The following is a 20550-nucleotide window of genomic DNA, read 5'->3' as shown; positions in this document are numbered from 1 at the left end:
GGGCTTCAGTCCGTTTCGGTCCGCAGTGGAAGGTCGGCGCGCACCTGCCAGCGGCCGTCGTCGAGTCTGCCCGCGTACAGAGTGCCGCCCAGGACCGCGACCCGTTCGCGCATACCGACCAGACCCATCCCCGCGCCGGGAATCTCGGCGCCCGGACTCACCTGCGCGGGAACACCGCCGCTGTCGACGACTTCGACGAGGATGTCCTCGTCGCGCCGATGCACCCGGACCACCGCCTTCGGCTCCGCTCCCGCGTGGCGCAGGGTGTTGGTGAGCGACTCCTGCACGATGCGGTGCACGCCGAGACTCACCTCGGGGGCGATGTCGTCGAGTTCGCCGGTCAGCTCGAGGTCGACGGCCAGACCCGCCTCGCGCATCATCTGGGCCAGCTTCGCGATCCCCGCGCTCCCGTGCTGGGGCAGCAGTTCCGGTGCGTGCTCGGTGCGCAGCAGGGCGACGGTGCGGCGCAGTTCGCGCAGCGCGTCGCGACCGGTACCCGCGATGGTGGCGAGCGCGCGTTCGGCGGTGTCGGGGTCCTGGCGCAGGGCGTACTTGGCGCCGTCGGCCTGCACGATGATGACGCTGACGGCGTGTGCGACCACATCGTGGAGTTCGCGGGCGATACGGGTGCGTTCGGCGGCGACCGCGTCGTGCGCGCGCCGCTCCTTGTCGTAGTCGGCGACCGCGAGCCGGGCCGCCACCTCGGAGTCGTACGCGTGCCGGGCACCGTTGAACTCGGCCAGTGTCCAGCACAGCGCGTAGATGAGCGCGGCCATCGCCAGATCACCACCGCGCGGCTCGTCGAGCAACAGGACCGACAGCGCCATGTCGAGCGCGAGGAACGCGAGGAAGATGAGCCCGTCGCGCCGGCCGACGTAGGCGACGAGCGTGTAGAGCATCACCCCCAGCCCGATCAGGGCGACATGGTCGGTGGCCTTCACATCGATCAGGTAGCCGATCAGGGTGTTCAGCAACGACAGCACCAGCATCGCCGCCGCCACCGCCCGCGGATACACCCGCCGCAGGATCAGCGGCAACGGCAGGATCACCGAGAAGATCAGGTAGACGACCTTGTTGTGTTCGTCGCCCACCCCGAGGGCATCGAGAAACAGCAGCAATCCCGCGAGAATCGAGTCGGCGACGATGGGTCGTCCGCGTAGCCACAGGCTGAACCGGCGCACGGGGCCCAGCGTAGCCCCGGCTGGCTTTCCGGCCGTGATCTTGATTGCCTGGACGCGTGCAACTCGGAGACTGGACGGTCCTGCTGGTGGCCGCCGCGGCGGCCGGCTGGGTCGATGCCGTGGTCGGCGGCGGTGGGCTGATCATTCTGCCGACCCTGTTCCTCGTCGTTCCCGGCATCGCACCGCAGACCGCGCTGGGCACCAACAAGCTCGCCGCCCTGGCAGGCACGGCGACCGCGGTGGCGACCTTCGCGCGCAAGGTGCCGATGCAGTGGAAGGTGCTGCTGCCCGGTGCGGTGATCGCCGCGATCACGGCCGCGTGCGGCGCGGCGGCGGTGTCGCTGATCGACCGCGACCTGTTCATCCCGCTGGTGATGGTGGTGCTCGTCGGGGTGGCGGTGTTCGTGACCGTGCGGCCCTCGGTCGGCCTGACGATGGCCACCCATCCGCCGACGCGGCGCAAGGTGATCCTGGTGGTCGGCCTCGCGTCCGGACTGATCGGCCTCTACGACGGGCTGCTCGGACCGGGCACCGGCACCTTCCTGATCATCACCTTCGCGACACTGCTCGGCACCGAGTTCGTGCGGGCGGCCGCGATGGCCAAGGTGATCAACTGCGGGTCGAACGTGGGTGCGCTGCTGTTCCTCGGCTCGACCGGCCACATCCTGTGGGGTCTCGGCGCGGGCATGGCGGTGGCGAATGTTCTCGGCGCGCTGATCGGTTCGCGGATGGCGCTGGCCAGGGGCGCGGGGTTCGTCCGGATCGTGTTGCTCGTCGTTGTGGTGGTGATGGTGATCCGGTTGGGGTGGCAGCAGTTCGGTTAGGCGGCGATTCGGTCAGCGCGCCGGTTCGGCAGCCGCGGAGGCGGCGAGCCACGGTTGCAGGACCCGCGAGGTGGTCTCGTGGATCTTGCGGTGGAGGCGTTCACCGTCGTCGATGCCGTGCTGTGGCTGCTGGAACAGCACCGTCAGCGCGCCCGATACCGCGCCGACCACGGCGCCGACCAGCGCCGCGGCGCCGACCTCGTCGAGTTCGTGCGGGAACGCGATGTGCAGCTGGTGGGCGATCTCGCGCTGCGCGACCAATTGCGCGTGCGCGGCGCGACCGCTCACCGAGGGGACGGTCCGCGAGACCCGCGCCCGCAGGGCGGCCACCCGCGAACCGACGTCGTCGACGAGGTGTTCGCCGGGGTTGTCGCCCGCCGCGCGCAAGGCCCGCAGCAACACCTCCACCGGGCGCTCGCCGGGCCGGCGGGTCGCGATGGCGGCGACCGCCGCGCGCACCCGTTCGTCGGGCTCGGGAAAGAGCAGTTCTTCTTTGCTCGCGAAGTAGTTGAAGAAGGTCCGGGTGCCGACCTCGGCCTCGGCCGCGATGTCGGCGACGGTTGTCTCCTCATAGCCTCTGGCCTCGAACAATTCGACGGCGGCCACGAGGATCGCACGTCGGGTTCGTTCCCTTTTTCGATCGCGCAGGGCAGATGGCGGCACGGCGGGCACCCTACGGCATTTTCGGCGCCGCTCGCGGGATGACCGGAGTCCGCGCGTCACGGCGGCTACCGACATGACGGTGCGCCGGAAGCGGTTCCGGCGCACATGTGTCGGTGGCACCGGTTAGCGTAGGTGCGGTGAGGGATACCACGACTTCCAGAGATGTGGACGAGGAGTTCCGCGCGCTCGGGCTCGCCACCCTGGCCGAGGCCGCGCTGTCGGCGGCCAGAGCGGCCGGCGCCGAGCACGCCGACCTGCGGGTGCAACGGTTGGTGACCCAGTCGATCCGGTTACGGGATGGTCGCGTCGAAGCGGTCACCGACGCGACCGAGCTGGGACTGGCAGTGCGCGTGATCGTCGACGGCACCTGGGGTTTCGCCTCCCACGCCGCACTCACGCCCCAGATCGCCGCCGAGGTCGCGCGCCGGGCGGTGACCGTGGCGAAGGCGCTGCGCGCGCTGAATCGCGAGCGCGTCGAACTGGCCGGCGAACCACGCTATGACGACGTCTCGTGGGTCTCGGCCTACGACCTCGACCCGTTCACGGTGTCGACAGCCGACAAAGTGGCGCTGCTGCAGGACTATTCGGAACGGCTGTCCGCGGCCGACGGTGTCGACCACGTCACCGCCTCGGTCCTGCAGGTCAAAGAGCAGACGTTCTACGCCGACACCGCGGGTTCGTCGATCACCCAGCAGCGGGTGCGGTTGCACCCCCAGTTGGAGGCCGTCACCGTCGATTCCGCGTCGGGGGTGTTCGAGACGATGCGCACTCTCGCCGCGCCCGCGGGCCGCGGCTGGGAGTACGTCACCGGCGCCGACGGAACATGGGACTGGACGGGCGAACTCGCACAGATCCCCGGCTGGCTGGCCGAGAAGGTGAAGGCGCCCAGCGTGGTCGCCGGCCCCACCGACCTGGTGATCGACCCGACGAACCTGTGGCTGACGATCCACGAATCCATCGGCCACGCCACCGAATACGACCGCGCGATCGGCTACGAATCCGCCTACGCGGGAACCTCGTTCGCGACTCCCGATCAGCTCGGCACGCTGCGGTACGGCACACCGATCATGCACGTCACCGGTGACCGTACCCAGGTCAACGGGTTGAGCACCGTCGGCTACGACGACGAGGGCGTGGCGGGCCAGCAGTGGGACCTGGTGCGTGACGGCATCCTGGTCGGCTATCAGCTCGACCGCGTGTTCGCCCCGCGTCTCGGGCTCGATCGCTCCAACGGATGCTCGTATGCCGATTCGCCCCACCATGTTCCGATCCAGCGGATGGCGAACGTGTCGTTGCAGCCGGATCCCTCGCGTGACACGACCACCGCCGAGCTGATCTCCCGTGTCGAGGACGGCATCTACATCATGGGCGACAAGAGCTGGTCGATCGATATGCAGCGCTACAACTTCCAGTTCACCGGTCAGCGGTTCTTCCGGATTCGCAACGGCGAGCTGGACGGGCAAGTGCGCGATGTCGCCTACCAGGCGACGACCACCGATTTCTGGGGGTCGATGGAAGCGGTCGGCGGGCCGAGTACCTGGCAGCTCGGCGGCGCCTTCAACTGCGGTAAGGCACAGCCCGGTCAGGTGGCGGCGGTGAGCCACGGCTGCCCGTCGGTGCTGGTGCGCGGGGTCAACATTCTCAATACCCGGACGGAGGGCGGTCAGTGAACGAGGGTCTGTTCCCGGCGGGCACGGTGGTCGAGCGTGCGCTGGCGGCGTCGAAGGCCGACGAGGCGATCGTGATCGTCACCGACGCGCACGAAGCGTCGCTGCGGTGGGCGGGCAACTCGATGACCACCAACGGCTCGTCGATTTCGCGGGAGTGGGCGGTGATCTCGGTGTTCCGTGACGGCCCGAACACCGCGCGGGTCGGTTCCATCAGCTCCACCAGCGTCGATCCCACCGAGATCGAGGCCGTGGTGCGCGCCAGCGAGGAAGCCGCGCGCACGGCCGCCCCGGCCCGCGACGCGATGCCGCTGCTCGAACCCACCGACGACGACACCGCCGCGTGGGATCAGGCACCCGGCGCCACCGAGATCGACGTGTTCGCCGGGCTTGCGCGCGACCTGTCCACCGGTTTCGACGGCACCGACCGGCTCTACGGTTTCGCGCACCACCAGGTGCACACCACCTGGCTCGGCACCTCGACCGGTGTTCGCCGCCGGTTCAGTCAGCCGACGGGTTCGGTGGAGATCAACGGCAAGCGCGGCGAGGGCAAGGATCTGGCGAGCGCGTGGGTGGGCGTCGGCACCGCCGATTTCACCGATGTCGACACTCCGGGCCTGCTCGCCGAGTTGTCGCGGCGCCTGGACTGGTCCGCGCGCCGCGTCGAGCTGCCCGCGGGCCGCTACGAGACCCTGTTGCCGCCGTCGTCGGTGGCCGATCTGATGATCTATCTGGCGTGGAGCATGGAGGGCCGTGGCGCGCACGAAGGCCACACCGCGTTCTCCCGCGCCGGTGGCACGCGAATCGGTGAGCGGCTCAGCGACATTCCGTTGACCCTGTACTCCGACCCGAACGCGAGCGGTCTGGAATACCGGCCGTTCGTGGCGACTCCGTCGTCGTCGGAGTCGCTGTCGGTGTTCGACAACGGTCTGTCCGCGCGGCGGGTCGACTGGATCGGCCATGGCGTCATCGAATCGCTGGTGTATCCGCGCGCGACGGCGGCCGAATTCGCCGCCCCCGCCACTGTTCCCGGCGAGAACCTGCTGCTCACCGGCGGCGGCGAGGCATCGCTGGACGACATGATCGCCCGCACCGAACGCGGTCTGCTCCTCACCTGCCTGTGGTACATCCGCGAGGTCGACCCCGCCACCCTGCTGCTCACCGGTCTCACCCGCGACGGCGTCTACCTCGTCGAGGACGGCAAGGTCACCGGCGCGGTCAACAACTTCCGTTTCAACGAGAGCCCCCTCGATCTGTTGCGGCGGGTTTCGGAAGCGGGTGCCACCGAGATCACCCTGCCCCGCGAATGGAAGGACTGGTTCACCCGGACCGCCATGCCCCCGCTGCGCATCCCCGACTTCCACATGTCGTCGGTGAGCCAGGCCACCTGACCGGGGTGAACCCCCTCCGTTGGACGGCCCCGAGCGTGAAAGCATGATCGGGTGACCGGTATCCGGATGTTCGCCACCGACCTCGACGGCACCTTGTTGCGTTCCGATCGCACGATCTCGCCGCGTACCGCCGAAGCGATGGCCGGTGCGCAAGCCGCAGGCATCGAGGTGGTGTGGGCGACGGCCCGGGCTCGCCACTCGGTCCACGAGCTGGCGCAGTCGTGCGGTTTCCGCGGCAAGGCGGTATGCGCCAACGGCGCGGTGCTGCTCGACCTGGCCGACGGCACCCCGGAGATCATCGACACGGTCTCGATCGACACCGGCGCGGCGGGTGCGGTGATGGCGCAGATCCGCGATCTGATTCCCGGTGTGGTGTTCGCCAATGTCGGCGCCACCCGGTTCGTCGCCGAGCCCGCCTATGCCGCCCTGTGCACATTCGCCGATCACCACCGGAACCCGCACGAGATGGAATTGTCCGACACCTTGCCGACGGGCGTCGAGGCGATGGTGAAGATCGTCGCCCGTCACCCCGAGTTGCCGGGCTCCCAGCTGTACCGCAAGGCGGTGGCGGTCGGGATCACCGGCGTGGAGCTGACCCACTCCGGCGCCGCGTACATGGAGATGGCCGCGGAAGGTGTGTCGAAGGCCAGCGCGCTGGCCCGATTGTGCGCGCTCGACGGCATCCACCTGTCGGAGGTCGCGGCCGCGGGCGATGCGCTCAACGATGTCGCCATGCTGACCTGGGCGGGTACCGCGCTGGTTCCGGCGAACGCGGTACCCGAGGTCATCGCACTCGCCGACCGGGTGCTCCCGACCAACGACGAGGACGGTGTCGCCTCCTACCTGGAGGAATTGGTCGGCTCGGCACAGCGCGACCCGGCTAGCTGACCGCTGTCGGCGCCCGGCCCACGCTGAGGTGCAGGATCGTATCCGTCACGCTCACGGTGTCCGCGTCCAGCGGGAAGTACCCCTGCTCCTGGGTGACATCGGTGCGGGTGTGTCCGGGTCCGAGTTCTGCCGCCGGGATCAAACCCCAGGTGCCGATGCGGTTCTGCAGCGTGTGTTCGAAGGTGCCCGGCTCGGGTTCGGCGAGTTCGAGGCCGTCACTACGTCCCAAACTGCCGAGTATCACCCCGTAGTGCTCCCCCAGGAGCGATCCGACGATCGCCCCCGCCCCGGACCAGACGAGCTCCATCGGCCCCATCTGCATGACGCTGGTGTTGCGCCGCAGGTGCAGGTTGTGCGAGTACACCAGGGTCGGACCACGGCGCGCTTCGACGGACCGGATGTCGAGCAGGTTCTGGGCCATCAGCGCGTCACGGGCGGCGGCCAGGCTGTTCCATCGCACGCCGTCCTCCGTCGGCTGGGCCGCCTGCCGGTGATACCGGAGCAGGCCGAGCCCGGCGGTGAGATGAATTGCCGCCCTTCGCCACTCGGCGAGTGAGGTGGCCGCGATCCGTTCCGGTGCGCGGGTGTAGAGCAGGGCGAGCATGTCGTCGGCCATCACCCGCAATCGCTCGGCGTCGGGGGTGGCACCGGGCGAGACGTCGGCGTCCAGGACCGCTTCGGTGCGGCTCCAGCGCTCGTCGCTGCCGGCAGGCCCGCTGATGTCGAAGTCGAGTTCGAGGTAGTCGCGGGCGAATTCGAGGTAGGACCGAGGGCTCGGCGCACTCATCGTCTCCATCGCGGCGTCGAATCCGTGGAAGCGGACCTGATCCTCGACCGGCCTGCCCGCGTTGTAGTCACGCAGCCAGGCGACCAGTTGCCGGTTGCCGTCGAGTTCGCCGAACTCGTGCGAGAAGCCTGTCCGCATCACCTCGTCGAAGGCGCCGTGGCCGCCGCGAACGTAATCATCCACCGCGAGCGCGGCGACCCGATCTGTTTCGAGAGCGATCGACCGGAACCCACTCGCCACCAACTCGGCGAACAGTTCGTTGCGGACCGACGCGAAGCCGGGTTCTTTGTGCGTCGGTTCTCCGAGCGCAAGCAGTTCACAGGACGGACGGACGAAGTCGCTGATTTTCTGGCTCATACCTATCAACCGTATCGTTGAAAGAACGGTTGAGACTCGAGCAGCGTCGATTCAGGAGATATGTCGTAAAGTCTCAAATCAGTGAGAACCCTACGACCGTCCGACCTGGCCCGCGAGCACGCGATTTCGACCCAGGCGGTCCGCAACTACGAGCAGGATGGCTGCCTTCCGCCGGCTGAACGCACCCCGGCCGGCTACCGGATCTACACCGACCTGCACGCGGTCGCGCTGCGCACCTACCTCACCCTGATCCCCGCCTACGGCCACGCGCAGGCGGGCGACATCATGCGGGCGCTGCACGCGGACGACCTCGACAGGGCTCTCACGGTCATCGACCGCGGGCACAGCCAGCTCCTGCGAGACCGTGAGACCCTCGCCACGGTCCGCCGGGCCGTCGACCACCTGATCACCGAATCGAGCTCTGCCACAGGGGGTTCGGCGACGACACGAACCATCGGCGAACTCGCCCACCACCTGCGAGTCACCCCGGCCACCCTCCGGGCGTGGGAAGCGGCCGACATCCTGTCTCCCGTTCGGGACCCGGCCACCGGCTACCGCCGCTACGACCCCACCGACCTCCGTGACGCCGAACTCGCTCATATCCTGCGCCGAGGCCGCTACCGCCTCGACCACATCGCCACCGTCATCGGGCAAATTCGCGCCGCGGGCAGCACCGAGGCGCTTGCGAAGGCCCTCACCGACTGGCAGGCCACCATCACCGCCCGTGGCGTGTGCATGCTCGACGCCGCCGCCGCTCTGAGCCGGTACTCCGCGGCGCTACGCCGCTAGGCTGGCACGACCATGCCTGATCTCCTCGGAATCAATCATCTGACGCTCACCACCGCCGACCTCGATCAGCTCGCGCGGTACTACACCGAATTCCTCGGCGCGACATTGTCTTTCGAGCGAGCGGCTACCGCGACCGAGCCGCGGATCGCGATCGTCGACGTAGGCGGCGCCGACCACCTCATGCTCGTGGAGACCACCACCGCGCCGCGCACCGATCGCGACCCACTCGGCCGCGCGGGATGGGGTCTGCGCCTGGGCACGCTGGACCACTTGCGTGCGGTGCGCGATCGCCTCGCGGACGCGGGCTTGCCGGTCGGCCCGATCGAGACCCTGCCCACGCAGTGGACGATGACGGCCGAGGACCCCGATGGACGTCCGGTGGACATCCGGGCGCACCGTCCCCGCCCCGGTGCGCCCGCCTGACCTCAGACGCGTTCGAGTACCGCCGACGCGCCGATGCCGCCCGCCGCGCAGATCCCCAGCAGCGCGGTCTCCTTCCCGGTCCGGGCCAGCTCGTTGGCCATGGTCGTGACCATGCGGGCGCCGGTGGCGCCGAACGGGTGACCCAGCGAGATCGAGCCGCCGTGCACGTTCAACCTTTCGATGTCGACGGTGCCCACCGGCTCGTCGCGGTCGAGACGGGCCTTGGCCCACTCGGTGCTCTCCAGCATGCGCAGCACCGACAGTGTCTGCGCGGCGAAGGCTTCGTGGATGTCGACGAGGTCGATATCGGCCAGCGTCATGCCCGCCTTGTCGAGAGCGCGCGGCATCGAGATCGCCGGGCCGATGAGTACCTGGTCGGCGGGGTCGACACTGACGAAGCTCCAGGAGCGGAAGGCTGCCTGCGGGGTGAACCCGAGAGCGCGCGCCTTCTCCTCACTCATCAGCAGCACCGCCGACGCGCCGTCGGTGAGCGGGCTGGCGTTGCCCGCGGTGACCGTGCCGTTCTTCTCGAACACCGGTTTCAGGGTGGCGAGTTTCTCGACGCTGGTGCTCGGGCGAACGAGTCCGTCGACGTCGATCAGCGTGCCCGACGGCGTGATGACCGGTACGACCTCGTCATCGAAACGTCCCGAGGCGATGGCGGCCGCGGCCCGCTGGTGCGAGCGGGCGGCGAACGCGTCTTGATCGGCGCGGGAGATCCCGTTGATGCGGGCCATCTTCTCCGCGGACTCGCCCATCACCTCACCGGTGGTGCGCTCGGCGATCTTGGGCTGGCGCGGCAGGATGTCGGTGAACGGCGCGAGCTGACGGACCACGTCGAGGTAATCCGTCGCCTTGGGCTTGCCGAGCGCGACCGGCGCGACCGCGTGCACGACCTTCTGCGGCAGCTTGATCTCGGCGTTGCTGGTGGAGTCGCTGCCACCGGCGATCATGATGTCGTACTCGCCGCGTTCGATCGCCGCGGCCGCCGAGGTCACCGCCTGCAATCCGGACGCGCACGCGCGGGTGACCGTGTACCCCTCGCACCCGAAGTCCAGGTTCAGGTCGAGGGCGATCTCGCGCGCGATATTGGGCGCGTGACTGGGCAGGACCACGCCGCCCCAGACGATGGACTGGATCTCGCCGGGCGCGATCCCGGTCCGCTCGATCAGCCCGCGGACGGCCGCACCGGCCAGCGCAATGCTGTCGAGGCGGGTGAAGTCGGTGAACGCGCGCACGAACGGCGTCCGCGCGCCCCCGACGACGACGGCTCGGTTGCGTTTGTCGGCCATGTGAGTCCCTTCGGAAGTGCTGCCGAAGACTCACAGTATCCGATACCGGCGGTTCTACATATCGGATCGACGCAAATCAGGAAGGCGTGATCTCGATGCCGATCGTGCCCGCCTTGCCCCGGCGCAGATTGCTGCCGAGAATCACGAGCGGGCCGGTCAGCCAGTACTTCTTGCGCAGCACCGAGCGGAGTTCGTCGGTCTCGGCCGCGTCGAGCAGCCGTGCGGTGCCGGTCACGATGTCGCCGTGCGCATCCCCGCGCACGTTGCAGGGTTGCACCGTCACCTCGGGGTTGCGCCGGACGCGCTTGACCTTCCAGCTGTCGGTGACCGTCCAGACGAACAGCTTGTCGTCGCGAGCCACCGCCCAGACGGGTGTTCCCACGGGCGTGCCGTCCTTGCGGAAGGTGGTGAGCAGTACGTAATTCGCGGTCGCCAGTTCGCCGAGGCGGTTCGTCATGCCCACAGCCTAGTGGGCGCGGCGATCCGCGGCCGAGCGGCAAAAAGAGTACGGGCGCTTTCGCGAAACTGTTCGTAACCTCTGGGGCGAATCGACTCTCTGGCGAAAGGCCGACGATGACCGATACCGCGGTGCCCCTGCTCTGGAGCGGCGACCTGCCGAGCACCCTCGAGTTCTACCGGGCGCTCGGCTACACCGTCACCCATGAGCAAACCCGCCCCTACGTGTACGGCGCGATCGAACAACACGGCTGCGCCCTGCATTTCGCACCCGCGCCACCGGGCATCGAACTGCCGGTGGAGCATGCGGGCGCGCTGGTGATGGTCGACGACGTCGCCGCCCGTCATGCCGAGTACACGGCCGCACTGCGCGCGCACTACGGCAAGATCCCGAGCAAGGGCTGTCCGCGGATCACCCGATTCCGGCCGGGCCAGTCCCGGTTCTCCCTGGTCGACCCGGTCGGCAACACCGTCCTGGTGATCCAGCGCGACGAGCCCACGGAACTCGAGTACGGTGGCTCGCGCACGCTGGAGGGGCTGGCCCGGGTGCTCGACAATGCCCGCATCCTGCGCGATTTCAAGAACGACGACCGCGCGGCGACCCGAGCCCTGGAGGCGGGCTTGCGCCGTTTCGGCGCCGCCGCGAGCGCGCTCGAGCGGGCCCGTGCCTATGCCGCGCTCGCCGAACTCGCCGTCGTCGCCGCGGACACCGACCGGGTCGCGCACTGGAAGTCCGAACTCGACTCGGTCGAGTTGACCACCGAGGAGCGCACGGCGATCGCCGCCGAGGCCTCCGATCTCCTCACCGCGTTGCTCACCGCGACCGACTGAACCCGGGCCATCGGGGCGCTCGGCCAGTAGGCTTCGGCTATGCGAGGTCGATGGCATGAAAGCACCACCCGTGGGCGGCTGATCCGTTGTCTGGCAACAGCAGTCACGGTGGCTGCCGCCCTCGGGGTGGGCCCGCCCGGTACGGCGCACGCAGGTGCGCCGTCGTGCGCCGACGGCTGGCACATCGACGTGCTGGCGGCCGATCTCGGCGGACTGGAGAACCTCGAATACGACGGCCGCGGCGGCTTCTACGTCAGCGGCATCGTCCGTGGGGAGATCCTGCACGTCGCCGCCGACGGCCGGGTCACCACGATCCGCACCGGCCTCGACAATCCCGCCGGACTGCGGCTGATCGGCGGCGATCTCTACTTCGTCACCGGTGACGGCACCACACCGAACGGCGGCGGCACCCTCAGCCGACTCGACACGGCCACCGGCGACGTCACCGTTGTGCTCCCGAACCTGGTGCAGCCCAACGGATTACTGCTGCTGCCCGACGGCGACCTGCTCATCTCCCAGCTCTCCGTTCCCTGGCCCCCGGTCGGCATCAGCCGCTACCGCCCCGCCACCGGCGAATTCACCCTCGCCTGGTCCCCTGTCCCCCGCCCCAACGGCCTCGCTCTCACCCCCGACCACCGGGCGGTCATCACCGAGGACGTCCTCACCTCCCAGCTCGTGCGCGTCCCCCTCGACGCCCCCGACCTGCCCACTCCCATCGCCACCGTGAACGACGGTCTCCTGCCCGGACTGGACGACCTCGATGTCACCGCCGCCGGGCTCGCCTTCGTCACCGGCGACTACTCCGGCAGCGTCTACCAGGTCGACCCGGCCACCGGCGCCTGGTGCACGCTCGCCACCGGCTGGACGACTCCCAGGGGCTCGCTCCCCAGCCCACCACCGATCGGGCCCACCTCGGCCCGCCTGGCCCCCGACCTCACCACCGGAGCGTGGTCGCTCTATGTCACCAGCATCGACGGCACACTCCGCCGCCTGCGGCCACCACCCGGTATCGACCTCACTCCGTCGTTCCTGCGCTGAGCACGAGCAAGCTCCGAGCGAAGGGTCAGCGGGGCCGCTCGGCCCGGAACCGGAACATTCCGAGGCCGGTTTCCACGTCGATGCCCGTGAATCCCGCGACCGCCAGCCGGTCGGCGAGCGTGTCCGCCGGGACCGGTACGCACGTGTCACCCACATGCTGGAGCCGGAACAGCGGACTGTCGAGTCCGTCCGACCCGGCGAACACCCCGCCGGGTCGCAACACCCGCAGCGCTTCGGCGAACAGGTCGTCCTGCTGTGCGGGTGAGGGGACGTGGTGCAGCACCGTGAACCAGACCACGGAGTCGAACTCCTTGTCCGGCAACGGCATCGCGGTCGCGTCACCGTCGACCACCCGCAGATCCCGCGCGAACCGGGTGCGCAGGCGCGCGGCCAGCACGGGGTCGATTTCCAGACCGGTGAGCGAGGCCGCGCGGTCGCGCAGTGGCGCTATGTTCGCGCCGAAACCGGGGCCGATCTCCAACGCGGACGCCCCGAGGTCGATGTCGCGCATCACCCACGGCACGATCTTCGTCGCCGTCACCCATTCCCACGCCGTGGACCTGCACAACAGCCTGTGCCAGTAATTCATCGCCATAGCTACGACGGTAGAAGCCGGGGGCCGTGGCTGACAGTCACTACGCTGACAGACTATGTCGCAGAACGGACATGACCTGCTGCTGGCCGCGGACACCGGTCCGACGGCCATGGTGCTCGGCGCGGGAATCCTGCCCGCCGGATACTGGTTCGATGAGCACCGCCACCCCCAGCATCAGATCGCCTGGGCGGGCAGAGGAGTCATCGGGATCGACATCGGCGCCAACCACTGGGTGCTCCCGCCGACCAGAGCCCTGTGGATCCCCGGCGGCGTCGCGCATCGCACCGGAACGACGGCCGGGGCCGATATGCGCGGCATCTTCGTCGAACCCGACCGGTGCCCGGCACTGTTTCCCGGTCCCATGCTGCTGAGTGTCTCCCCGCTCCTGCGAGAACTCTTCGACCACATGACATCACGGCAGCTGACAGACGACGGACGGACGCGGGCCGAAGCGATGGTGTTCGATCTGCTCGAGCCGGTCGAGGTCATTCCGGTCGGCGCGCCACTGCCGAGCGACCCCCGTGCACGCGTGGTCGCCGAGGTCCTGCTCGACAATCCCGCCGACGACCGCACCCTCGCCGAACTGGGCAGGCACGCCGCGGCCAGCTCGCGCACCCTGGCTCGCGCGTTCCGCACCGAGACCGGCCTGACCTTCGCACAATGGCGGACCCAGATCCGCCTGGCGGCCTCGCTCACCCCGCTGGCCGACGGTGTACCGGTGACCCGCATCGCCGCCCGGGTCGGCTATCGCAGCGCGAGCGCGTATGTGGCGGCGTTCCGGCGGGCCGTCGGCACGTCGCCGGGACAGTATTTCGCCGGCTCCGGTGGCAATCGGCCGTCCTGATCGGCCGGGGTTTCACGCGTGGTGAGGCCAGCGGTGGCGCATCGTCGACCGCCGTGGTGGACTGGCGGATTCGGCTATCGGGAGGTCAGCGTGCGATCGGCACCGCAGTGGGCACGGCAGGACGGATTCGGGATTCGGGTGGAGTGGGGGCGAACCGGCGCGGCGGTACTCGGGCCCGGGGCCGGGTGTCTGGTGGTGATCGACGTGTTGTCGTTCACGACGTCGGTGTCCGTCGCTACCGCCGCGGGTACCGCGGTGTACCCGTATCGGTGGCGTGACGAGTCGGCGCGGTCCTTCGCCGCGGAGAATGCCGCCGCACTGGCCGTCGGACGGCGGGAGGCCGGTCCCTGGTCGCTGTCGCCGGCGGCGATCCGGCGCGCGCCGTTCACGCCACGCCTGGTGCTGCCCTCGCCCAACGGTTCCACCATCGCCGCCGCTGTCGAGGAGACGCCGGTCGTCGCCGCCTGCCTGCGCAATGTCAGCGCGGTCGCCGACTGGCTCGTCGCCCAGCACTGGGGCACTCCCGATCGACCGATCGCGATCATCGCGGCAGGCGAGCACTGGCCGGGCACCGACACCGTGCGGCCCGCGCTCGAGGACTGGCTCGGTGCCGGTGCGCTCGCCGCCGCGCTGATCGATCGCGGAATCACTACTCCGTCCCCCGAAACACACACGGCTGCGGCAGCATTCGAGACGACAGCCGACGTGGGCGCGCTGATCACGGAATGCGCGTCCGGCCGCGAACTCGCCGCGATCGGCTTCGCCGAGGATGTGGCCATCGCGATCGAACGCGACGCCGACACCACCGTCCCGGTTCTCACCGGCGACGCCTTCGTCGACCGCCGACCCCGCTAGCAAGGGCCCGCGAGCTTCGGCGCGTCCGGGGCCGATCGATCAGTCTTGGGAAGTGAGGATCCGTGGGCCGTCGGCGGTGACGGCGATGGTGTGCTCGCTGTGCGCGCAGCGGGAGCCGTCGGCCGAGCGGATGGTCCATCCGTCGGCGTCGGTGTAGACCTTCGCCGTGCTCGCCGCGAACCACGGCTCGATGGCCACCGTGAGACCGGGCCGCAGCCGGAACCCGCGCCCGGCCCTGCCGTCGTTGGCGATATGGGGATCCTCGTGCATCGTCCGTCCGAGCCCGTGCCCGCCGAACTCGGTATTGACCGGGTATCCGTACCCGCGAGCGACGTTCGCGATCGCGGCGGAGATATCGCCGATCCGGTTGTCGGGTTGTGCGGCCGCGATGCCGGCGGTCAGGGCCTCTTCCGTGGCCCGGACCAGTCGCTGGTCCGCGGGCGAGGGGGTACCGACGATGAACGAGATCGCCGAGTCGGCGACCCAGCCGTCGATCGACACGGCCAGATCGGCCGTCAGCAGGTCACCGTCGCGCAAGACGTAGTCGTGCGGAAGCCCGTGCAGCACAGCATCGTTCACGGCCAGACACACCGTATTGCGGAACGGCCCGCGTCCGAACGACGGCGAGTAGTCCCAGTAGCACGACACGGCCCCGCGCTCGCGAATCCGTTCCCGCACATACGCTTCCAGTTCGAGCAGGTTCACCCCGACCGCCGCGCGGTCGCGCACCCCGGCCAGCACGTCGGCGACGAACCGGCCGGTCACCCGCATGCGCTCGATCTCCGCGGGTGATTTCAGCTCCACCATCACGCCTCCAATTGGTATTTTCATACCGACACTAGCCGCGCCGGTATAAAAATACCAAAATCAGCGGTTCAGGTTGCCCATGTCCACCGGAATCTGCGCACCGGTGATCTGGCTCGCCTCGTACGAGCACAACCAGGCCACGGTCGCCGCGATCTCCTCGGGCTGACAGATGTGGCTGGGCAGGGCGTTCATGAAGATGGGTGCGAGAGTGGCACCGTACTCCTCGAACAGCGGGCCCATCTCGTTGATCTGCATGCCGCTCGCCACGCCCGCGGGATGGACGGTGTTCACCCGGATCCGGTGCGCGCCGAGCTCGTTCGCCATCGTCTTGGCCAGACCCGTGATCGCGTGCTTGGTCGCGACATAGTGGCCGGTGAACGGCGTACCCTTCAGACCCGCCACCGAACTGGTGAACACCATCGCGCCACCCTCGCCCTGCGCGATCAGGTGGGGCACAGCGGCTTTCGCGGTATGGAAGACGCCCGTCAGGTTGACGTCGATGGTCTCCTGCCACTGCTCGGCGGTGATCTCCCACGACATCGCCGCCGAACAGATGCCCGCGTTGGCCACCACCACATCGAGTCTGCCCAGCTGCTCGATGCCCGCCGCCAGCGCCGCGGACAGCCCGTCGAAATCGCGCACATCGACCTTGCTCGCGACGATCTTGCCGCCCGCCGCTTCGACGAGCTTCACGGTCTCGGCCAGATCCGCCTCCGTCGCGCCCGCGTAGCTGGTGCTGGCGAACTCCGCGCACGCGTCGATCGCGATCACGTCGGCACCCTCCTCGGCGAAACGCACCGCCTCCGCCCTGCCCTGCCCGCGCGCCGCTCCCGTCACGAAAACGACCTTGCCCTCGAACCGTCGTGTCATACCCATACCTTTCGAACTTCGATGTCCTCCCCTGACACCTACCACCGCCACCGCCCGGGCGAGGCGAAAACGGAGATCCCTACTCAGCTTGGCCATCGCGTTCCCGAGGACATACCATCGGTCGCATGGTCCGACTCCCGCTCAGCCCCGCGCAGGTCGAAGCAGGCCGCCGTCTCGGCCGCCGCCTGCGCACCGCTCGCGGCGACCGCGACCTCGCCGAGGTGGCCCTGCGAGCGGGTATTTCCCCGGAGACGCTGCGCAAGATCGAGTCGGGACGGCTGCCCTCACCGGCCTTCGGCACGGTCGTCGGCCTGGCCGAGGCCCTCTCGATTCCCCTGACCGAGCTGGCCGAGTCCTACCGCGACGAACAGGTCGCCGAGTCCGCCTGATCGGCGACGGCCTGCGCTGCACGCCGCGCACACTGCCCGATGCTGCGCTCGACCCGCCTACCGGCGGTTCATCGACTCCTCGTTCTCGTATCCCAGCGTCACATCATGGGTGATCTCGCCGCGGGTCACCGATACCTGACTCGCGACGGGCGGGTAGCCGCGGGCGACCACCGTGTACTCCCCCTCCGGCAGGTCCGGCACCAGGTATCGCCCCTTCTCGTCGGTACGGGCCGTCGCTGCCGGATCGCCACCCGAGTCCAGGACCGTGATCTGCACGTCGGGGACGGGGCGGTCGCCGTCCACCCACGCCGAGCCGAGGAGGATGGCCATCGGTTCGAGGTCGATGTCGCGATGCAGCGAGCCCGTCTCCGGCACGGTCAGCGCGACTGCCGCCGGCCGCATGTGATCGGCGACCGCGACCAGGGTGTAGGTACCGCTCACGACGTCGCGGCACACGTAGGTGCCGTCTTCGCCGGTGATCGCCGCGCCCACCACCTCGCCCTCGGGATCGGTCAGCGTGATCGTGGCGCCCCAGAGCGGTTCGCCGCGCCGTGCCGATCGCACGATCCCGGTGAGTTCACCCGCGCCGGTGAGCATCAGGTCGACGTGCTGGGCGCGCTCCCCGATCGACACGCTCACCGCTTCGGGCTGATGACCGGCCGCCGCGGCGATGAGTACATAGTTGCCCGGCCGGGGCGCCTCGATCACGTACGCGCCGTCGGCGTCGCCGTTGCCGCGGGCCACCTGATGCCCGTGCTGATCGATCAGGGTGAGCGTCGCGGCGGGTACCGGGCGCGCGTCGTCGCGTCGCAACAGCCCCGCGATCACCCGACCGGTGGCGACGGGGTGCAGTTCGCCCGCCATCTCGTGCGCGTCGTGCAGGCTCACATCGCGCAGCGCGGTGGCATCGGACCGATCATCCGGCGCCGGATCCTCCTGCAGCGGAATCTCTTTCATGAAGACCAGCACCAGGCAGGCCACCACCGCGAGGTCGGCGGCGAGCAGGAACACGCTGTGCATCGAGTCGGTGAATCCTTCGAGGATCGGGATCCGCAACTCGTCGGGCAGCGTGGCGATGCCGCTGGTATCGCTCAACAGCCCTTCGAGGCGCGCGCCGTCGAATCCGGGCGGCAGACTCCCTCCGAAGGCTTCCAGGATCGACGCGGGCAGACGGTCGAACAGCACGGTCAGGAACACCGCGACCCCGAGGGTCCCGCCGAGCTGGCGGAAGAACGTCGCCGCCGCGGTCGACACACCCATCTCGGTGCGCCCGACCGCGTTCTGCGCGGCGATGACCAGCGTCTGCATGCAGCCGCCGAGCCCGAAACCCATGATCGCGCTGAAGGCCAGCGGCTGCCACAGCGGACCGTCGTAGGTGATCCTGGCGAACAGCGCGCACCCGATCGCCAGGATCAGCGCGCCGAGGACCGGCAGCACCTTGTAGCGCCCGGTGGCTTTCGTGATCAGCCCCGAGATCTGCGCGCCCACCATGATCCCGAGGACCAGCGGCAACATCAGCAGCCCCGCCTCGGTCGGCGAGAAACCACGCACGACCTGCAGATACTGCGGAACCATCGTGATCGCGCCGAACATCGCGACGCCCACGAGGAACCCGCCGAGGATCGCGATGCTGAACGTGGAGCTGCGGAACAGCCGCAGCGGGATCAGCGCCGAGTCCTTCATGAGGAATTCGACCAGGACGAACAGCAGCAGACCGCCCGCGCAGATGCCGTAGCAGAGCAGCGATTTCGGCTCGGTCCATCCCCAGATCCGACCCTGCTCGGCCACGATCAGCAGCGGCACCACACCCACGATGAGGGTGATCGCGCCGAACCAGTCGATCCGGCTGCGCTGGCGGGTGTGCCCCACGTTCAGCACCTTCGCGACCACGAGGAACGCCAGCACCCCGACGGGCACGTTCACCAGGAACACCCAGCGCCAGCCCTCGATGCCACCGAGGCTCTCGTAGTCGGACAGGAAGCCACCGACCACCGGGCCGAGCACTGTCGCGATGCCGAACACCATGAGGAAATACCCCTGGTAGCGGACCCGTTCGCGCGGCGGCACGATGTCACCGACGATGGTGAACGCCAGCGACATCAACCCGCCCGCGCCCAGCCCCTGGAAGGCCCTGCACCCGGCCAGCTGATACATGGTGGTCGCGAAGCAGCAGGCGGCCGAACCGATCACGAACAGGGCGATCGCCAGCAGATAGAACGGTTTGCGCCCGTAGATGTCGGCGAGCTTGCCGTAGAGCGGCGTGGTGACGGTGGCGGTGATCAGGTATGCCGTTGTCGCCCATGCCTGTTCGTCGAACCCGTCGAGACTGTTCGCGATCCGGACGATGGCGACGCTGACGATGTTCTGGTCGAGCGCGGCGAGGAACACCCCCAGTAGCAGCCCGGACAGAATGGTGAGTGTCTGGCGGTGCGTGAGGCGTGATTCGGCAACGACGGTATCGGTCATGGAAAAGCCCTGGTTCTGATCGGCTGGCAAGTGGGGGTCGATCATTCGGCCCACACGAGGGCCGACAACCCCGCTGCGAGGAAAACATTGCGCCGCGGGTGGAACTCTTCATGCACTGGTGCGCAGAGCTTACCCACGTCGGATTCGCCGCCTTCACCGAGGGATCAAGTTACCGTTCATTTCACACGGAAACGATAGGCCGCGGGGCAGTGAACTGTCAGTTCGGCATGCGGGAATTCAGCAGCCGAGTTCGGCCAGCGCGCACAGAGTTTCCGAACAGCCCGCGTCGATCCGAAGGGTGGCGAGATCGTCGCCGCGGGTACGTCCACGATTCACGATCACCACTGGCACACCGCTTTTCGCGGCTCTGCGCACGAATCGCAGGCCCGACATCACCGTCAGCGAGGAACCGGCCACCAGTATCGCCTGCGCTCGTTCGACCATGCCGAAAGCGGCTGCCACCCGGTCCGGCGGCACATTCTCGCCGAAATACACGATGTCGGGTTTGAGCATTCCGCCGCATGCCAGGCAATCGACCATCCGGAATCGATCGGTATCGGTCACCACGGCGTCCGCGTCGGGTGCCACTTCGATACCGGTGGCGCCCGCCGAAACATTTTCCGCGAAACCGGGATTGGCCGCCTCGAGGTGTTGCGCGAGGGTCATTCGGGAGATCAGATTCTCGCACCGCAGGCAACGCACTCGCGCGTACGTTCCGTGCAGATCGATCACCTGACGCGCCCCCGCCTTCATGTGCAGCAGGTCCACGTTCTGGGTGATCACTCCCGACACCACGCCCGCCCGCTCGAGCCGCGCGACAGCGCGATGACCGGGGTTGGGCCGGGCAGCGTCCATCCGCCGCCAGCCGATGTGGTTACGCGCCCAATACCGCTGCCGAAACACCGGGTCACCGACGAACTGCTGATAGGTCATCGGCGTGCGCGGCGGCGAGCCGGGACCACGGTAATCGGGAATCCCGCTGTCGGTGCTCAGCCCGGCGCCGGAGATCACCACAGTGCGGCGCCCGCGCAGCAACTCGGCCGCGCGCGCCACCGCGTCGGTGGTGTCGTGGTCCACCATGGGTTCCACTCTACGAGCGGGGCGGCGGCGCGTCGTGCGCGGGACGAACACGCCGGG

Annotated in this window: 21 protein-coding genes; 11 read left to right on the top strand and 10 right to left on the bottom strand. The window is 68.9% G+C overall.

Annotated elements, in window-relative coordinates; all coding sequences use genetic code 11:
- Nucleotides 1–5 precede the first annotated feature (5 nt).
- Complete coding sequence (locus tag ACWF99_RS10455; RefSeq protein WP_378627549.1) at nt 6–1181, bottom strand: sensor histidine kinase; 1176 nt, start codon at nt 1179–1181, stop codon at nt 6–8.
- Between the two features lie 56 nt (nt 1182–1237).
- Here ACWF99_RS10455 and ACWF99_RS10450 point away from each other — a divergent pair, with 56 nt between their 5' ends.
- Nucleotides 1238–2005 (top strand): sulfite exporter TauE/SafE family protein, encoded by a 768-nt coding sequence (locus ACWF99_RS10450; RefSeq protein WP_378627548.1) that lies wholly within the window; start codon nt 1238–1240, stop codon nt 2003–2005.
- Nucleotides 2006–2017: 12 nt separating this feature from the next.
- Here the strand turns inward: ACWF99_RS10450 and ACWF99_RS10445 are convergent, their stop codons facing one another.
- A complete protein-coding gene (locus tag ACWF99_RS10445; RefSeq protein ID WP_452535672.1) occupies nt 2018–2668 on the bottom strand; it encodes a helix-turn-helix domain-containing protein in 651 nt (216 codons plus the stop codon).
- Nucleotides 2669–2805: 137 nt separating this feature from the next.
- Here ACWF99_RS10445 and ACWF99_RS10440 point away from each other — a divergent pair, with 137 nt between their 5' ends.
- From ACWF99_RS10440 to ACWF99_RS10430, 3 genes are read left to right on the top strand one after another with little or no spacing between them, the layout of a single operon-like run.
- Complete coding sequence (locus tag ACWF99_RS10440; RefSeq protein ID WP_378654736.1) at nt 2806–4338, top strand: TldD/PmbA family protein; 1533 nt, start codon at nt 2806–2808, stop codon at nt 4336–4338.
- A gap of 8 nt (nt 4339–4346) precedes the next feature.
- Nucleotides 4347–5726: a metallopeptidase TldD-related protein gene (locus ACWF99_RS10435; protein WP_378628343.1), complete on the top strand. Its 1380-nt coding sequence runs from the start codon at nt 4347–4349 to the stop codon at nt 5724–5726.
- A 51-nt stretch (nt 5727–5777) separates the two neighbouring features.
- On the top strand, nt 5778–6614 hold the full coding sequence (locus ACWF99_RS10430; RefSeq protein WP_452535671.1) for an HAD family hydrolase: 837 nt from the start codon (nt 5778–5780) through the stop codon (nt 6612–6614).
- Here ACWF99_RS10430 and ACWF99_RS10425 read toward each other — a convergent pair.
- Nucleotides 6607–7758: an erythromycin esterase family protein gene (locus ACWF99_RS10425; RefSeq protein WP_378627539.1), complete on the bottom strand. Its 1152-nt coding sequence runs from the start codon at nt 7756–7758 to the stop codon at nt 6607–6609. The genes ACWF99_RS10430 and ACWF99_RS10425 overlap by 8 nt on opposite strands.
- Before the next feature lie 81 nt (nt 7759–7839).
- On the opposite strand from ACWF99_RS10425, the gene ACWF99_RS10420 reads away from it, so the two are divergent.
- Together ACWF99_RS10420 and ACWF99_RS10415 are read left to right on the top strand one after the other, a co-directional pair.
- Nucleotides 7840–8547: a TioE family transcriptional regulator gene (locus ACWF99_RS10420; RefSeq protein ID WP_452535670.1), complete on the top strand. Its 708-nt coding sequence runs from the start codon at nt 7840–7842 to the stop codon at nt 8545–8547.
- A gap of 12 nt (nt 8548–8559) precedes the next feature.
- Entirely contained in the window at nt 8560–8970 is a 411-nt protein-coding gene (locus tag ACWF99_RS10415) for a VOC family protein (protein WP_452535669.1), read from the top strand.
- 2 nt (nt 8971–8972) lie between these two features.
- Here the strand turns inward: ACWF99_RS10415 and ACWF99_RS10410 are convergent, their stop codons facing one another.
- Entirely contained in the window at nt 8973–10262 is a 1290-nt protein-coding gene (locus tag ACWF99_RS10410) for an acetyl-CoA C-acyltransferase (protein ID WP_452535668.1), read from the bottom strand.
- A gap of 76 nt (nt 10263–10338) precedes the next feature.
- Nucleotides 10339–10719, bottom strand: coding sequence for a PPOX class F420-dependent oxidoreductase (locus tag ACWF99_RS10405; RefSeq protein WP_378627531.1), 381 nt, complete (start codon nt 10717–10719; stop codon nt 10339–10341).
- A gap of 116 nt (nt 10720–10835) precedes the next feature.
- Between ACWF99_RS10405 and ACWF99_RS10400 the strand changes: the two genes are divergently transcribed.
- Entirely contained in the window at nt 10836–11549 is a 714-nt protein-coding gene (locus ACWF99_RS10400; protein WP_378627529.1) for a VOC family protein, read from the top strand.
- 108 nt (nt 11550–11657) lie between these two features.
- Nucleotides 11658–12587: an SMP-30/gluconolactonase/LRE family protein gene (locus tag ACWF99_RS10395; RefSeq protein ID WP_452535667.1), complete on the top strand. Its 930-nt coding sequence runs from the start codon at nt 11658–11660 to the stop codon at nt 12585–12587.
- Nucleotides 12588–12612: 25 nt separating this feature from the next.
- Here the strand turns inward: ACWF99_RS10395 and ACWF99_RS10390 are convergent, their stop codons facing one another.
- Nucleotides 12613–13182: a class I SAM-dependent methyltransferase gene (locus ACWF99_RS10390; protein WP_452535666.1), complete on the bottom strand. Its 570-nt coding sequence runs from the start codon at nt 13180–13182 to the stop codon at nt 12613–12615.
- A gap of 55 nt (nt 13183–13237) precedes the next feature.
- Here ACWF99_RS10390 and ACWF99_RS10385 point away from each other — a divergent pair, with 55 nt between their 5' ends.
- The gene (locus ACWF99_RS10385; RefSeq protein WP_452535665.1) at nt 13238–14026 is read left to right on the top strand and encodes an AraC family transcriptional regulator; all 789 of its coding nucleotides are present in this window, start codon (nt 13238–13240) and stop codon (nt 14024–14026) included.
- Nucleotides 14027–14116: 90 nt separating this feature from the next.
- On the top strand, nt 14117–14881 hold the full coding sequence (locus tag ACWF99_RS10380; RefSeq protein WP_378627523.1) for a 2-phosphosulfolactate phosphatase: 765 nt from the start codon (nt 14117–14119) through the stop codon (nt 14879–14881).
- A gap of 39 nt (nt 14882–14920) precedes the next feature.
- Here ACWF99_RS10380 and map read toward each other — a convergent pair whose 3' ends face one another.
- Complete coding sequence (map, locus tag ACWF99_RS10375; protein WP_378627521.1) at nt 14921–15688, bottom strand: type I methionyl aminopeptidase; 768 nt, start codon at nt 15686–15688, stop codon at nt 14921–14923.
- A 60-nt stretch (nt 15689–15748) separates the two neighbouring features.
- Nucleotides 15749–16564, bottom strand: a complete 816-nt coding sequence (locus ACWF99_RS10370; protein ID WP_378627520.1) for a mycofactocin-coupled SDR family oxidoreductase — start codon at nt 16562–16564, stop codon at nt 15749–15751.
- Between the two features lie 119 nt (nt 16565–16683).
- Between ACWF99_RS10370 and ACWF99_RS10365 the strand changes: the two genes are divergently transcribed.
- Nucleotides 16684–16947, top strand: a complete 264-nt coding sequence (locus ACWF99_RS10365) for a helix-turn-helix domain-containing protein (RefSeq protein WP_378627518.1) — start codon at nt 16684–16686, stop codon at nt 16945–16947.
- Nucleotides 16948–17004: 57 nt separating this feature from the next.
- Here the strand turns inward: ACWF99_RS10365 and ACWF99_RS10360 are convergent, their stop codons facing one another.
- Together ACWF99_RS10360 and ACWF99_RS10355 are read right to left on the bottom strand one after the other, a co-directional pair.
- Complete coding sequence (locus tag ACWF99_RS10360; RefSeq protein WP_378627517.1) at nt 17005–19413, bottom strand: MFS transporter; 2409 nt, start codon at nt 19411–19413, stop codon at nt 17005–17007.
- Nucleotides 19414–19650: 237 nt separating this feature from the next.
- Nucleotides 19651–20493 (bottom strand): NAD-dependent protein deacetylase, encoded by an 843-nt coding sequence (locus ACWF99_RS10355; protein ID WP_378627516.1) that lies wholly within the window; start codon nt 20491–20493, stop codon nt 19651–19653.
- Nucleotides 20494–20550: the final 57 nt, after the last annotated feature.

The sequence above is a fragment of the Nocardia sp. NPDC055002 genome (assembly GCF_053608825.1).
Note: the sequence above shows the minus strand (reverse complement) of the source record. Positions and strands in the feature narration are given on the sequence as shown.

Bases quoted from the DNA above. Each gene is read 5' to 3' on its own strand.
- ACWF99_RS10405 (WP_378627531.1), bottom strand. From the start codon at position 10,719: ATGACGAACCGCCTCGGCGAACTGGCGACCGCGAATTACGTACTGCTC.
- ACWF99_RS10355 (WP_378627516.1), bottom strand. From the start codon at position 20,493: ATGGTGGACCACGACACCACCGACGCGGTGGCGCGCGCGGCCGAGTTG.
- ACWF99_RS10365 (WP_378627518.1), top strand. From the start codon at position 16,684: ATGGTCCGACTCCCGCTCAGCCCCGCGCAGGTCGAAGCAGGCCGCCGT.
- map (WP_378627521.1), bottom strand. From the start codon at position 15,688: ATGGTGGAGCTGAAATCACCCGCGGAGATCGAGCGCATGCGGGTGACC.
- ACWF99_RS10360 (WP_378627517.1), bottom strand. From the start codon at position 19,413: ATGACCGATACCGTCGTTGCCGAATCACGCCTCACGCACCGCCAGACA.
- ACWF99_RS10410 (WP_452535668.1), bottom strand. From the start codon at position 10,262: ATGGCCGACAAACGCAACCGAGCCGTCGTCGTCGGGGGCGCGCGGACG.
- ACWF99_RS10425 (WP_378627539.1), bottom strand. From the start codon at position 7,758: ATGAGCCAGAAAATCAGCGACTTCGTCCGTCCGTCCTGTGAACTGCTT.
- ACWF99_RS10415 (WP_452535669.1), top strand. From the start codon at position 8,560: ATGCCTGATCTCCTCGGAATCAATCATCTGACGCTCACCACCGCCGAC.
- ACWF99_RS10400 (WP_378627529.1), top strand. From the start codon at position 10,836: ATGACCGATACCGCGGTGCCCCTGCTCTGGAGCGGCGACCTGCCGAGC.
- ACWF99_RS10390 (WP_452535666.1), bottom strand. From the start codon at position 13,182: ATGGCGATGAATTACTGGCACAGGCTGTTGTGCAGGTCCACGGCGTGG.
- ACWF99_RS10370 (WP_378627520.1), bottom strand. From the start codon at position 16,564: ATGGGTATGACACGACGGTTCGAGGGCAAGGTCGTTTTCGTGACGGGA.
- ACWF99_RS10385 (WP_452535665.1), top strand. From the start codon at position 13,238: ATGTCGCAGAACGGACATGACCTGCTGCTGGCCGCGGACACCGGTCCG.